Consider the following 15,068-nt stretch of genomic DNA (forward strand, 5'->3'; position numbering starts at 1 on the left):
AAACCCATCTCTTAAATTAAGAGTGGCTTTTAATTTAAGAGATGAGTACCTGAGAACATTTCTCTAATAACAATGGTCAGCAAGTAAACCAAGAGAATATAAGTGGGGAAAAAGTCTTTCCGATGCACTCAGAGAAATATGAGCCATCTTGCCTGGTTGGAGTGATTGGTTCTAAAAAGTTAGGTGCTTATCCTAAGAAGTGTTTGTTTACCGCATTAAAAAAGTAAAGCGGCCGATATTTTGTAAGGCAATGCCCGTACCACGGGATACCGCCCGTAATGAATCTTCGGGTACGTGCACCGGCAGTTTGGTAATAGCGGCAATGCGTTGATCTAAGCCTCGTAACAAGGCACCCCCACCCGTCAGGTAAATCCCGTTTTGGTAGATATCACTCGCCAATTCGGGGGGTGTAATTTCCAAGGCTTTCATTACCGCCTCTTCCATCTTAGCGACCGTTTTATCCAGGCAATGCGCAATCTCCACGTAACTCACTTTGATCTCTTTCGGAATGCCGCTCATTAAATCACGGCCCAGGACGGCATAATCTTCTGGCGGTGTATTTAATTCGATTAAAGCGGAGCCCACTTCCATTTTTATCTTTTCGGCCGTGCGAATGCCAATCATTAAGTTATGCTGTTGCCGCATATACTGCAGGATTTCGGCATCGAAGGTTTGCCCTGCCACTTTAATGGATTGATCACAAACAATGCCGCTCATCGCCACCACCGCAATTTCAGTCGTACCGCCCCCGATATCGATAATCATGTTACCCACCGGTTCTTCCACGTCAATGCCGATGCCTAAGGCCGCTGCCATGGGTTCCTGAATTAAATAAACTTCTTTGGCACCCGCTGTGTGGGCCGAATCTCGGATGGCCCTTTTCTCTACTTCCGTAATCCCAGCCGGAATACAGACCACCATACGCAAGGAAGGGGTAAACCAACCTTGGCGGAGATTGATCATCTTGATCAAACCCCGGATCAGGTGTTCGGCGGCATTAAAATCAGCAATTACCCCATCCATTAAAGGCCGGACTGTGCGAATATTTTCGTGGGTTTTACCTTCCATCTGCATGGCTTTGTGACCTACTGCCAGCACTTCTTGGGTGGTACAATTAAAAGCAATAATCGCCGGTTCATCCAATACGAGCGCATTTTGATGCATAATCAGGATATTGGCCGTTCCTAAATCAATGGCTATATCCTGGCTAAAAAAATTAAAGAAGCCCATATTTTCTCGTGTTTTTCTGCGGCAGGCAGGTTCTCAAAAGTAGGTTAAATTAAAGAAACTTTCTTTCCCTTTTTACAATCACTGTCGGCTACCCCGTCTTAGAACGAATAGGTTCCCAGGAGAAGTGCTCCACCTTTCCCAAATAGTTCGATAGTCGCGATTATGTAAAGTAAAGGTGCTAAATAAGAGTTTACCAATTCCCTATGTAAAATAATCCTAAAGATCAACCCATTTAAGTGGACCTACTTATTCTTTAAGATTGACAATTGTCTGATTTCTTTATGGCAGCAAAGGATAACCGATTTCCCAATGTAGTCCAAAAGGATCGGCCACTCGCCCTAACCGCCAGCCATGTTCTTCACTTACCGGAAAAATGGGAGTAGCCCCCGCTTGTAAGGCCTGGTCAAAGAGGGTATCTGGATCAGCAACGGTCAAGATCAAGCGAATAGTTTCGCCTCCCAGTACCGTAGTTATCGCCTCTTCTTTTTGGGGTGCCGCACTACTGACCCAAAATTCCGCTCCCTGGATAGAAAGCCGGACCACTAGTTCTTCCTCGGAGAGTTCTAATCGATACGATTCTTGAGCGCCAAAAGCCTGCTTATAAAAATCTATGGCCTTTACTGATTGAGAGACCGTTAACCAAGGCGCGAGGGTAGTGGGAATAAGGGGTTTGTTTTTTGCCATCTGATTTTTGTTGTCATTACAAGAGGCATTTACTAGGTGCCTACCTGATGGTACTTGATAGCTAAAGGTAAGCGAGCAAACGAATATACTATATTTTCCCAATGGATAAAACCGCAGTAAAGCTATTAACCCTCTTCGGTACAAAAAACGCAATACTTATTTTAGGTAGATTCCTGAAATAGCTTTACAGGTTAAACAGTAAAAATTCTATTTAATTTCTCAATTAACAACTCCTGGTTGACAGGATTTTTTCTTTTGTATTTTCGCCAGCGCTTATTCAGTAGGCCTTCTCGGAGGTGGGCCTGAGCAGGAGTCAAGTAATCACAGGAAGCATGAGGGCGCAGTGGTAAACTCCTAAAATAGCTTTACAAAGATAAGATAAAGCTATGAATAAAAGAGAGTTTAAAAGTAACACAAAACGAATTTCCTCGACCATGATTCTTTTTTCTTTTGACGAATAAGCTTCTTTTTCGTTAATTTTAATTCCTTTTATTCTTAGCTTTATCTTATAGTTGTAAAACTATTTTAAGAGTTTACCCACTATTAAAAATATCAGCTTCCTTTAACCTTATATTGTAAACTACAAATTTAAACTCCTTCATTCTTTTTTAATAACTCTATCCACAAGTAGTTAAACTTAAATAATTCTGTAAATTTGAGTCCTAACATTTGCAGTTATTTGTAATTTAGAAGTGGTGAGTGATTCGGTGAGTAAAGAATTTATGCCACGATAAGATATTGATAATGAGTAATTAGTTACGGGGGTTCGAATCCCTCTCTCTCTGCACAAAAGCCTTTAATCATTATGATTAAAGGCTTTTTTATTTTGGATAACATTGCGGTAATAGTTTTATTATGCTTTTAACGTACTTGGCTAAGGCACGCGTAAGTGTGCTTTAGCTTGTGTTGGCAAGTCGTTATTTTTTTGCTAATTCATATTCAGAGAAGTCAACTTCCTCCCTTATGTAATTTCCGGTTTTGCTTAAAAGCAGGTCAATTCTTTTAATTCCTTCCTGATTTTCGTCTGCTAATAAAAAGGCACAACCCCACACATCTTTAGACAGTAAGAAATTTCCCTCTGAAGAATTCAGATGAAATAAAACTTAGTTATTCATCCATAAATCTTCCATCTCCCCAAACTTTAAATCAATTTGCTTTAGAGCTTCTTTTAAGTCAGTCAAGAAGGTTTCTTTCTCACCCACCTAACGAACTCGGTTAGGAGCATTTTACTTCCATAACCTGGTCTGATTCTATAATTGTACATCTTTAGGTTTAATGCTTGCCAACTACCAGATAAAAGGAGTTGTTCCGATTATCTGCATACTCTGCGGCAGTCACTCCCAATTGGTTAGATTCTTTTAGGATGACAGAAATAAGTAGAAAAACTGTTTTAAATTTCTATCGGCTGCATTCCTGTTTTTAAAACCTGCTAGGTTTGTACCCCTATGATTTAACCTTGGTTTTAATAGGGGACCTCTAAATACTATGGGGAATAACTAATCTCTATACCTGCTTCATTTATACACCAAATAAGTAATTTTTGCTTATTTGTTATTCGAATAAATTACAAAACCAGCGGCGGGTATCGTGATTAGTATGACAGTTCTTTCATCAGTATTTGTTGCCGTTACATTTTTCCCGATATCAGTTATTTCAGTAGAAAATAAGCATTCTATTGGAGTATCAGGCGGGGTTAAATCCGTATCAACTGTAACCCAAATGGTTAAGGAAGTAGTAAGATCTGTGTTAATGGCGCAAATCAATTCGGAGCTATCAAAAATCCGGGACCAGGCAACCACCCATCTAAGTTCGTTGCCTATCATCGTCGGATAATAAAAATCATTGGCCTGGCCGGTAGAAGAAACCTGGCGTAAGTACTGCCGGCCCCGGCGAAGTGCTATGTGTTGCTTTCTGATTAAACAAATCTGACTTATATACCGGTAAATCTCATGGCTTTCGTTAAAGAAATGTTTTCCCGCACTTTGAAAAGAACCAAATTGTCCGCCAAACATGCATTCTCGCAAGAAAGTATCACTATAATCTTCTTTTTCATCTCCCGTCCGGAAATCTGCCCCATTAAAGGCTTGTTCAGTTCCGTAATAGAGGCAGGGAATACCTAAAGTAGTAAGATTTAAAGCCAAGGCCAGGGGCAAGCTTTTAGAAGTAATTGCTCCTCCCTGGCCGCAGTAGCGGAACTTGTGTTTCGTTCCTACTTGGTCATGGTCGTCGAACATGGTAATAATTCTTTTGGCGTACCATTGGTGCGAATTTTTGCCATCTACCAAACTGTTATTAAACAAATCAAAATAGCCCGTTTGTTGGTCATTCTCCGGATTTCCCGGATTCCGCCATCCCTTGGCCAAAAACTCTAACTTATCCTGAATATCATCAATGCCCAAACCCGCATCAAGGCCGGTCGCATCTACTAAATTAATGGCTTTTGACCTACCGCCCGTAATTTCACCAATCAGGTAAAAATTTTCTTTTCCAATACTTTGCGCAAACTCATGAATAACATTGGTAAAATATCGTACCGCTCCCGGGTCCATGTGTTTTACGGTATCTATGCGGTATCCATCCACATCGGCATAAGCAATCCAGAACTTAAATACTTCTCCTAAGTATTCCAGGGTTTTGTTGCGCCGAAAATTTTTAATATGCTGCAGTACTTCCTGCTCTGGTAGGTTGCTATCGCTATAACCATGGTTAATGTTTTTCAGGCTATAAAAGTCTCCTTCCAGATAAGCTGGATATGCATCCCATTGGTTCTGCTTAATTTGCCCTTTTTGAGTCCAGGTTTCGGCAGTTTGGAATTCTTTTGGCCACACGCCACCATGCGGCCAGGCGTGTGGGTGAAGCGTTAGATCTATTTCTTTAAACGGTAAAGAACCTTGCTGATCATTTTCATTCAGCTTAAACCCGTTTACCTCGTAAACTTGCCCATTTTCATATTCGGGATTTCCGTTTTTATAGGCAAAAATGTTACCGGCATGGTTTAAAATTATGTCCAGTATTATCCGGATGCCTAGTTGGTGCGCTTCTGTAATTAAGTCTTTTAGTTCTTTGCGGGTACCGAAATGAGCCTCTACATCCAAAAAGTTTTGAATACCATAACCATGATAGCTGTTGCTGCCTTCGGTTTGTTTAAAAATGGGGCTAATCCAAACAGCAGTAATACCTAATCTTTTAAGATAACCGAGCTTTTCCCGCAGGCCTTCCAGGTTTCCTCCGCACCAATTTCTGCCATTATCAAACCAGGTATTTCTATCTATGTTACCACTGTCAGTTAAAGCAAATAAATCGGTTGTTCTCGTACCCTGTGGAATAGGATTGCCGTTTTTATCGTTAAAACCATTAAATTCATTCGCATCCGAAAATCGGTCTACCAGAAGAAAATAAAGAACTTCATCGTCCCAGGCAGCAGGCGAGGCGTAATACGTTCTGCCCTTGGTAATAGCTTTTAAGTTAATTTGGGTTAAGGATTGTTCAATGGCAGAATCGGGATTAGAATTACTCATACGCCAAGCTGGTTAGATAGGAAGAACCTAAAAATAAGCCAGTGCTGGAACACAAGCAATACCTATTTATCAGTATTTTACCCATATTAACTTTAATGGAATGAAAATTTAAGAATGGGCTAAGGAATTGTTCCAGGTAAGGTCTCACCAATAAAGATCCGTGAACTTTTGCCGACTAGAGTTCTTAGAAGTTATTCTTTAGTCAATAATATGCTTTTAAAATCTTATGGATACTCGCTTTAATTTTCCGGCGAAAACAATTATTTCTTCAAGTGGTTATGCAACGAAAGAATAATCTTGAAAAAAGTTATTAAATCTATTATTTTGATTGTACTTCTTAGTATAACCACCTTAACGTTAAGTGTCGTGCTCTTTCTACAACATCCTAAATTCGGTAAACACGCATCCGGCGCCCGCCTGGAAGGAATTAAACAATCTCCTCATTTCAAAGAGGGTAAGTTTCAGAACCTGAGTTACACCCCTGATTTAGCCGAAGGAGCCTCTTATTACCGGGTAATGAAAGAATTCTTCTTTAATAAAAGCAGCCGCAATGTGCCGGCAACTGTTTTGCCTTCCCAGAAAACAGATTTACTAAATTTACCCCAAGACCAAGACGTACTTGTTTGGTTTGGGCATTCTTCTTATTTTATTCAGCTCGACGGCAAAAGAATTCTGGTAGATCCCATTTTTAGCGGTAGTGCCTCCCCGGTTAAGTTTACCACTCCTAGTTTTAAGGGTAGCGACGTGTACACAGTAGATGATATTCCGGATATCGATTATCTGCTAATTTCGCACGATCACTGGGACCATCTGGATTATGAAACAGTGCTAAAGTTGAAGCCAAAAGTAATAAAAGTAATTACCGGACTGGGCACCGGGGCCCACCTGGAGTACTGGGGCTATGCACCCGACCGCATTATAGAAAAAGACTGGAACGAAGAAGTACCACTGGAAGACGGATTTATGGTCTATACCACACCGGGTCGGCATTTTTCGGGGAGAGGGTTAAAAAGAAATCAATCTTTATGGACTTCGTTTGTGCTAAAAACGCCCAGTATGAAAATCTTTATCGGTGGCGATTCGGGTTATGATACGCACTTTAAAACAATTGGCGACACGTATGGCCCTTTTGATCTGGCAATTCTGGAGTGCGGACAATACAATGCGTATTGGAAATACATTCACATGATGCCCGAAGAAGTAGTACAAGCAGCGCAGGATTTGGGCAGTACCAAATTATTTCCGGTTCATTGGGCCAAGTTTTCTTTGGCCTTGCACGCCTGGGATGAACCTATTATTCGGGTAACCGCCGAAGCCCAACGCCGGCAAATGCCCCTGCTTCACCCTATGATTGGCGAAGCGGTACCTTTGAAAGAAACAAAATCTTTTACCCGCTGGTGGGAAAAAGTGGCTAGTATGCCCTCTAAGTTAGTAACTGAACCCGGCCCACTTACTATGGCGGATTGATTTTACTAATTTAGTAACTCTTAAGCTCTTCTAGAATAGCTTAAACTACTATCTGTTTACTTTTATTTTAAGCCGCCTCTAACATCTTGTTATTAAATTAGCGGCTGTATTCTTTGCTTTCTTATATTTTCAACCTAATTATTTGTTACCGCCTTGTAATTCTTCGACCAGAAGATTGGGATATACTTTTTCTATCATTTTCAGGCTTTCTTTAAATTTTACGGTCTAAACATACCTTCTGAAGCGGATAGATTTAAAATGAGATAACCACAGGTAAAAATTTAAATAATATATTTAAGAAAATTTACTTTTTACCAAAGGAAAACCTCTGATGAAACACCGTATTCTGTTTATTCTGTTTGTGCTATGTAGTTTGCCGGTACTGCTCCGGGCGCAGCAACTCACTGTAGGAACTTTTAATATCCGGTACGATAATCCAAATGATGTAGGTAATTTATGGGTAGACCGGGCACCAGTCGTAGCCAGTTTATTACGTTTCCATGATTATGATATTTTTGGCACCCAGGAAGGTTTGAAAAACCAATTAGATGATATTAGTAAGGCTTTGCCGTCGTACGAACGTTACGGCAAAGGCCGCGACGATGGGCAGGAGAAAGGAGAACATTCGGCTATTTTCTTTAAGAAAGATCGCTTTAAATTGCTTAAGAAAGGTGATTTCTGGTTATCGCAAACTCCGGATAAACCTTCGCTGGGTTGGGATGCTACCTGTTGCAATCGTATATGTTCCTGGGTTTATTTACAGGATGGGCAAACCAAGAAGAAATTTTACTTTTTTAACGTGCATTACGACCACCAGGGCGTACAGGCCCGCAAAGAAAGCAGTAAATTGATACTCAGTAAAATTAAAGAAATTGCCGGCCAGGAACCCGTAGTTTTAACCGGCGATTTTAACGGCGACCATACCAGCGAATGGTACCAGGCAGTAGCCAACTCCGGTTTACTTTTCGATACCTATAAACAAGTTAAAAACCCGTATGCCGTTAATGCCTCGTTTAACGCTTTTGGTAAAAAGCTTGATGGTAATGAGATTATTGATCATGTTTTCACTACCAAAGATTTTAAAGCGCAGAAATGGGGGCTTTTAACAGATACCTATCACGGTAAATTTCCGTCGGACCATTTCCCGGTTTTAGTAGAATTGAGCACTGGAGGAAAATAAAATTTTTTTGTTAATTGAAATCTCAGTTTGGCATTACAAAATAAAGTGGAGTAGGCGAAAATTATTCGTAAAAAATTACTTTACCGGTTTCTACGTCGTATAATCCGCCTACTATTTTTATCTGGCCAGCTTGTTCGAGTTCAGCCAAAATGCTGCTTTCTTTTCGGATGCGGTTAATGGTCAGAAAAATATTGTTATTGGTTACATTTTGTACGAAGGCCTCATTTGCGCCGGTTCTGTTGCTGGTAGTTTGTGTTTCCAGTTCAATGGCCGGCTCTATTTTTTTAAGTAATGTGGTTAAATGGCCCATTTCAATATGGTTACATGCGCCCGTAATAGCACCGCAGCGGGTATGTCCTAAAACTAATATCAGTTTAGAACCAGCCACCCGGCAGGCAAATTCCATACTCCCGAGTATGTCTTCGTTTAGGATATTACCGGCAATCCGGATGCTGAATATATCGCCTAGGCCATTGTCAAAAATTAATTCGGCCGAAGTTCGGGAATCGATGCAACTTAAAATAGCCGCAAAAGGAAATTGACCTTCCGAAGTTTCGTTTACCTGTTGTAGTAAATTGCGGTTGGCTTTCAGGTTGTTTATAAACCGCAAGTTGCCTTCTTTTAAAATCCGTAAGACTTCATCGGGCGTTAAGTTGCTTTGCGATTCTTTGGTTTGAGTTTTCATGGTTTGTTTGAGAATCCTTGCGTTTTCAAAATTTTACATCAGGTAAAACTCTTCGGGAGCGGCGGGTGCCGGAACCGAAGGCTCCTGTAATAGTTGTTTTATATTGATTTCTATATTCCGGGCAATAGCAGTTACAGGAGTATCGGTAGGTCTGTTAACGAAAGGATCCTGCAGGTAAGTAGCCGTTTGTTCTAATAAAAAGAAAGTAGAAGCAATCACAATTAAATATGGCATTTCATAGAACCCAATGGTTTCCACCAAACCCAACGATAAGGTAATAAGAAATAGGTAGATAAAAAGGTGAACTAAAATCCGGTAAGTAACCGGAAACACCGTATTCTTAATTCTTTCGGCTCGCCCCATTGATTCGCAGAGTCGTACCAGGGTTTGGTCTAGTTGAACTTGTTGGTAGATATGAATAGCTTGATTTTGCTGTAGCAATTTTATATCGTTTACGTGTCCCATTAACAAAGCTAAAGGTTTGTTTGTTTGCGATTGAACAAAAGCTTTTTCATCCGTAGAAATAAATTAATCTACATCCGCTAGCGAATTAAGGCCCCGTAAAGACTTACCCAAACTATAACACCAACCAATCTGACGAAAGGCCATTTGTTTTAAAACGCTTTTTACTTAGGTAAACCTACTTTCATCCGCCAAACCTTTTACTTGTAAAACTAAAGTTTGGGAATCGTTTACAATTGAGCCCCAAATTTTACGGGCTTCCCACCACCGATCGTACGAGTGATTTAACTTAAAGGCCAGAATCAGGGAAATAGACATACCCCAAATAGAGGCAAGAGCGATGGGTGTGGAAGGAAGATAATCAGCAAAAAAATATTTAACTATCTGGAAGAATAAGGAGACGAAAAACAAGCGTAAAACATCTTACTTGATTTTATTAAATAAATACTGAAAAGGAATTCTCTTTTCAATCAGCATAAGAATGTTTTATTAAATACTTCTGGTGCAAGAAGAATTAATAGTTGTTTTAAATTAAAATACGAGGCTAGCACTGGTTTGTACCTACGAAAAAATACCCCAGTTTAGTTGCTCGAAAAGCAGTTCAAGCAAAAATTACTTTAAGGTAATTTGAGGGGCTATATGCAGGAAAAACTAGAATTTTAATTAGTTAGGGGGATTTAAGCGAGGATTAAACAGGGAATTATTTTAATAAATAAAATAATTTCGCCTAGCAGCATATACGTAAAAATAATCTAAGTAGCGTTTAAAATAGCAAACGGGGTGCTTGGTCTCTTTTAATAAAAAAGCTTTTAAGTTACGCTCAACTTTTTTAAGTTGAGCGCAGCCTAAAAGCTTTCTATAGGATAATCTTAATAACCCATTTATAGGTTATTTAAATAAAGTTATTTAGCACTTGCCTCTAATTGACGTTTTAATTCATCAATCTGTTTTTGTTGTTCTTTAATGGCTGCCACCAATAGCGGAATCATACTTTCTAAATCCGTATTTTTAAGGGTCGAATTCCGATAGGTGTTTTTACCCACCATGTACGACTGCGATTCGGAACTTACTAACTCCGGCAATACTTTTTGTACCTCATCGGCTAAAAAGCCAAATTGCTGACCACTAGGTAGGTTTAATTTATTAAATTTTCGGGTGTCGTATTGATACATTTTAGGCTCTAATTGCTGCACGTAAGCCAGTCCGTTTAAAATAGGAATTACATTTTTTTTCAAATCCTGTTCTGGTACCTGTTGCGCAAAGCTAAAGGATATACTACTAAAAAATGCCACTATGGCAATTGCTATTACTCTCTTTCCATCTATCTTCATTTTATTTATCTATTTAAGTAAAACCATTTATTTAATAACACAAATAAAATAATAACGAGTTAAAAGAAAATTAAATCTACATTAAAATTAGATTAAAGTTTAAAAAAATAAATTGTTGTTCTAAACTAAAAGCTGTTTTATTAAACAATTTTTAATACGCATTAAGTAAGATTACTGTTTTTGTAAAATTTGTAATAAACCTAACCTTAAAAGATGATAAATAGATTAGGATTTATTTAAGTTTTTTGAAAGTGACTAAACTTTATAGGTGTTGAGCGTTCTTGTCCTTGTAAAATCGGTAAAACACCCTTAAATATTAAGGTGCTTTGCCCATAATTTCACTAAAAAGCATTATTTGGGCTAACTCTTATATCTAAATTAAAAAGCAATATTTTTCTAAGTTTATAAGGCGAGGAGTTTGCTTTTTTAGACCTAAGAACAAGGCAATAATCAGCTTATAAGAAATTTACAGATTAAATGATTTATTCTTGAGGGTAGAAGTTAAACTAACTTTAAGTTGAGCTTGGTAAAATAGGAGAGAGTTCTAAAAAGATTATGGAAAGGTTAGAGGCCGTGATTTAAGGTGTGTAAGGCAGTTTCTTTATCGCGGTGCAATTGTGAAATTAATTCTTCTAAACTGGCATAGTTTTCTTCATCCCGTATGCGGTCTACGAACAATAAAGTAATTTCCTGACCGTATAAATCTCCTTCAAAGTCAAAAATATTTACTTCTATAGTTTGTTGCGTGCCACCTACAGTAGGGTTGGTACCAATACTCAGCATGCCGCCCCATACTTGTTGCTGTATTTTAACTTTTACCGTGTAAATGCCCTGTTTGGGTATTAGTTTATGCTGATCCGAAACGTCGAGGTTGGCAGTAGGATATCCTAAAGTACGACCCAGTTGCTTACCTTTTACTACCGTACCCCTTAATGAATAAGAACGTCCCAAATAAGTATTGGCAATCTTAACTTCCCCATTCTCCAGGGCAACCCGGATTTTAGTAGAGCTTACCGCCATATGATCAATATCCTGGCGAGGAATTTCTTCTACTTCAAAACCTAATTCGGGAGCATGCTGGCGCAAATATTCAAAACTACCCATACGGTTACGACCGAATCGGTGATCGTAGCCAATAACCAGCTTTTTAGTGTGGATGGTTTTTATTAAAATATCGGTGATAAACTGCTCAGAGTCGAGGCTGGCAAACTCCCGCGTAAACGGAATTATAAGCAAATAATCAATACCAAAAACGGCCAGTTGCTCAATACGCTCTTCAATGGTGGAAAGTAAATGTAGATTTTGCGTTTCGGGATGTAAGACCAGGCGCGGATGAGGCCAATACGTAATAACCACACTTTGCCCGTTGGTTTGCTGGGCAATTTGAATTAAACGCTGTAAAATTTTTTGGTGGCCTATATGCACTCCATCGAAGGTACCACTGGTAACTACTGCCCGGCTTAATTCCGGAAACTCCGAAAGGCTACGAATTACCTGCATGTTGCTCTTGTTGGTACTTGCGAATAGCCTGGATGTCAGCTATCGTGAGGGCTTGTTCTAAACTGTACTCTCCAATGCGGGTACGAATTAATTGGGATAAGTGCGCGCCACACCCTAATTGCTGACCAAAGTCCCGGGCCAGGCTGCGAATGTACGTGCCTTTAGAGCAAACTACCCGAAAATGTACCAGGGGTAGTTCTAATTTAGTAATTTCAAAAGCGTAGATGTGAATGGGCTTGGCTTTAATTTCTGCTTCTTCGCCCCGGCGCGCCAGGGTATAAGCCCGTTCCCCATTAATTTTTACGGCCGAGAACAAAGGCGGTACCTGATTGATTTGCCCAACAAAAGTAGCTGCTGCTGCCCTTATATCTTGTTCGGTGAGTTGTTGGTAATCGCAAACCTGGTCTACTTCGGTTTCTAAGTCAAAAGAAGGGGTGGTTTTACCAATAGTAAAATGGCCGGTATATTCTTTCTCCTGCGCTTGAATTTCTTCTATCTTTTTGGTGTATTTTCCGGTGCATAAAATTAATAAGCCGGAAGCTAAAGGATCTAAAGTACCGGCGTGACCGATTTTTTTTACCCGGAGCAGATTCCGTACTTTTTTCACCACATCAAAAGAAGTCCAGTGCAGTGGTTTGTCTAATAAAAGAATTTCGCCTGTTTCAAAATCATATTCCCGCATGCTATACACTCAAATCCATTCCAAAAAATAAAAATACCAGCAGCAATACGCCTACAATAATGCGGTAAATGCCAAAAAACTTAAACCCGTATTTCGTTAAAAAATTAATAAAAAACTTAATGGCAAACATTGCCACCACAAAAGCTACCAGGTTACCTACTAAGATAATCTGTAAGTCGTGGGCCGATAACTGGTTCAGACTTGCCTGAATTTTGGTAGTATTCATTTTAAGAATATCGTCTTTAATATCCAGGTGTAAAAAATCAGTGATAAACTTATAACTGGCTGCCGCCAACATGGTAGGAATAGCGAGAAAAAAGGAAAATTCGGCGGCTGCTTTCCGGGAAATGCCTTGCGCCAAACCGCCAATTATAGAAGCCGCCGACCGGGAAACTCCCGGAATCATAGCAAGGCATTGCGCTAATCCAATTACAAAAGCTTGCCTGGTAGAAGGAGTACTGTGCGTCGGATCGTTGTTAAACCATTTATCTACGAATAGTAAAACTATACCGCCTAACACCAGGGAAATAGCAACTGTAACTACACTCTCCAGCATAGCATCAATTACATCGTTGAGCAACGCACCAATAACTATTGCCGGAATAAATGCAATAAGCAGTTTTTTATAAAAATCGAAGGATTGAAAAAAACGTTTGCGGTAAAGAACAAATACTGATAAGATAGCCCCGAATTGAATATTTACCGTAAACATTTTGGTAAACTCCGAAGTATTAATGCCCATCAAACTTGAAACGATGATCATGTGGCCGGTAGAAGATACGGGTAAAAACTCAGTGAGGCCTTCTACAATAGCCAGAATAATTGCGTGCCAGAAACTCATTTATGCTTTTTTACGGTCTTTCACCATAATAGCAAAAAACTCAATAATAAATCCGATTACTAAAATGATGGGACCTAAAGTAATGCCCAAAAATCCTTCGCCGTAAGGTTCAGTATCCAAGGTCATGATAATAAATCCAATAGCTAAAACTACTAAACCCACAATCAATAAAAGGTAATTCTTTCTGCCGAAGGCAAACTCATTTTTATTTTCCATACTATTTAGACGCAAGCTATTAGCTATTAGACATTAGATTTTTGTGGTTATATTTTAGTAGAATAAACTTTAGTTTAATTTAAAAAAATAGTAATTGGGTCTAGAAATTAAGGTCTGGTATCTAGCATCTGAAAATTAATAAAGTTCATCCAAGGATAAATGCATGTATTTCCGAACGGCCCGAAAGGAGCTGATAAACCCAATTACCATGCCCAGAATCACCAGCAAAACCGCCAGAATAATTAATTGGGTTTCGTCGCGCAGTAAATAAAGCTCATTAATCTGGTAATAGGCATAACTTAACAAACCAAACAACATACCCGAAGCGAGCAAACCGCTGATAAAACCTTGTAATACAGCCCGGTTCATAAACGGCCGTTGAATAAAACCGGCAGTAGCTCCCACCAATTGCATGCTCCTAATTAAGAATCGTTGCGAAAACATGGCCAGCTTTATGGTATTATTAATTAAAATAACTACCACCAACACCAGAATACCCGCAAAGCTGAGCAGAATAATGCTGATTTTTTTAAGATTTTGATTTATAGAATCAATCAGGCTGGCTACATATTGCACTTCGTATACCCCATCTATTTCCTCTAGTTCGGCTTTTATTTTTTTCAGGTGTTCTGAATCGGCAAAGTCGGGATTGATGTTGATGATATAAGCATCTCGTAAGGGATTATCCCCCAAAAAAGCCATAAAATCTTCGCCGCTTTCTTGAATAAATTCTTTAGCACCTTCTTCTTTCGAAAAGAAACGTACTTGGGGTATTTGGTTTAAATAAGCAATGTATTCTTTTTGCGAAAAGGTGTTTTTAAGGCGGGTCAGTTGCGTTTGCGTTAAATCAAAATCCAGATAAACTTGTACTTCAATACTTTGCTTAACCACATCAGATAATTTACTCGCGTGAATAAGCAAGGTGCTGAATAAGCCAATTACAAAAAGAGCCAGGGTAATGGTAAAAATAACCATGGCGTGCGGGTAACTGCCAAGCTTCTTTTTGCGGGTAGGTTTATTAGGGTGTTTTGCCATAATTCTTTTGCCCCGCAAAATTAAGAATAAATACTTCAGATTTCAACATTTAGCAGTTTCCATTTACCATTTACCATTTACCATTTACCATTTACCATTTACCATTTACCAGGTGCCATTTACCATTTTCCATTTATCATAAATAGGATTCAGTAAAATTTTATTACTATCAGACCATTGTTAATCAGTAGATAAAGATTGAAAAATTGTACTAGGTAATTGGTAAATGGTAATTGG

At 39.1% G+C, this 15,068-nt stretch carries 12 protein-coding genes and 1 pseudogene; 2 read left to right on the forward strand and 11 right to left on the reverse strand.

Annotated elements, in window-relative coordinates; translation table 11 throughout:
- Positions 1-207: 207 nt before the first annotated feature.
- The 3 genes from HUW48_RS07390 to HUW48_RS07400 all read right to left on the reverse strand — a co-directional run bounded on the left by HUW48_RS07390 (position 208) and on the right by HUW48_RS07400 (position 5,432).
- On the reverse strand, positions 208-1,230 hold the full coding sequence (locus tag HUW48_RS07390) for a rod shape-determining protein (RefSeq protein ID WP_182415066.1): 1,023 nt from the start codon (positions 1,228-1,230) through the stop codon (positions 208-210).
- 279 nt (positions 1,231-1,509) lie between these two features.
- Positions 1,510-1,914 (reverse strand): VOC family protein, encoded by a 405-nt coding sequence (locus HUW48_RS07395; RefSeq protein WP_182415067.1) that lies wholly within the window; start codon positions 1,912-1,914, stop codon positions 1,510-1,512.
- A 1,544-nt stretch (positions 1,915-3,458) separates the two neighbouring features.
- The gene (locus HUW48_RS07400) at positions 3,459-5,432 is read right to left on the reverse strand and encodes an alpha-amylase family glycosyl hydrolase (RefSeq protein ID WP_182415068.1); all 1,974 of its coding nucleotides are present in this window, start codon (positions 5,430-5,432) and stop codon (positions 3,459-3,461) included.
- 366 nt (positions 5,433-5,798) lie between these two features.
- Between HUW48_RS07400 and HUW48_RS07405 the strand changes: the two genes are divergently transcribed.
- A complete protein-coding gene (locus HUW48_RS07405; protein ID WP_246343771.1) occupies positions 5,799-6,899 on the forward strand; it encodes an MBL fold metallo-hydrolase in 1,101 nt (366 codons plus the stop codon).
- A 331-nt stretch (positions 6,900-7,230) separates the two neighbouring features.
- Positions 7,231-8,079 (forward strand): endonuclease/exonuclease/phosphatase family protein, encoded by an 849-nt coding sequence (locus tag HUW48_RS07410; protein ID WP_182415069.1) that lies wholly within the window; start codon positions 7,231-7,233, stop codon positions 8,077-8,079.
- A 61-nt stretch (positions 8,080-8,140) separates the two neighbouring features.
- Here the strand turns inward: HUW48_RS07410 and HUW48_RS07415 are convergent, their stop codons facing one another.
- From HUW48_RS07415 to HUW48_RS07450, 8 genes and pseudogenes are all read right to left on the reverse strand, one after another.
- Entirely contained in the window at positions 8,141-8,764 is a 624-nt protein-coding gene (locus HUW48_RS07415) for a carbonic anhydrase family protein (RefSeq protein ID WP_182415070.1), read from the reverse strand.
- A 33-nt stretch (positions 8,765-8,797) separates the two neighbouring features.
- A pseudogene (locus HUW48_RS26975) lies at positions 8,798-9,637 on the reverse strand (bestrophin family protein).
- Positions 9,638-10,128: 491 nt separating this feature from the next.
- Complete coding sequence (locus HUW48_RS07425) at positions 10,129-10,557, reverse strand: tail fiber domain-containing protein (protein ID WP_182415071.1); 429 nt, start codon at positions 10,555-10,557, stop codon at positions 10,129-10,131.
- A gap of 564 nt (positions 10,558-11,121) precedes the next feature.
- Entirely contained in the window at positions 11,122-12,057 is a 936-nt protein-coding gene (locus HUW48_RS07430; protein WP_182415072.1) for a bifunctional riboflavin kinase/FAD synthetase, read from the reverse strand.
- A complete protein-coding gene (gene truB / locus HUW48_RS07435; protein WP_182415073.1) occupies positions 12,041-12,739 on the reverse strand; it encodes a tRNA pseudouridine(55) synthase TruB in 699 nt (232 codons plus the stop codon). The genes HUW48_RS07430 and truB overlap by 17 nt, the downstream gene beginning before the upstream one ends.
- Before the next feature lies 1 nt (position 12,740).
- Positions 12,741-13,580 (reverse strand): undecaprenyl-diphosphate phosphatase, encoded by an 840-nt coding sequence (locus HUW48_RS07440; RefSeq protein ID WP_182415074.1) that lies wholly within the window; start codon positions 13,578-13,580, stop codon positions 12,741-12,743.
- Positions 13,581-13,796, reverse strand: coding sequence for a DUF3098 domain-containing protein (locus HUW48_RS07445; RefSeq protein ID WP_182415075.1), 216 nt, complete (start codon positions 13,794-13,796; stop codon positions 13,581-13,583). It lies immediately after the preceding gene.
- A gap of 135 nt (positions 13,797-13,931) precedes the next feature.
- Positions 13,932-14,831, reverse strand: a complete 900-nt coding sequence (locus tag HUW48_RS07450) for a cell division protein FtsX (protein WP_182415076.1) — start codon at positions 14,829-14,831, stop codon at positions 13,932-13,934.
- Positions 14,832-15,068: the final 237 nt, after the last annotated feature.

This window comes from Adhaeribacter radiodurans, assembly GCF_014075995.1.
Lineage (GTDB): Bacteria > Bacteroidota > Bacteroidia > Cytophagales > Hymenobacteraceae > Adhaeribacter > Adhaeribacter radiodurans.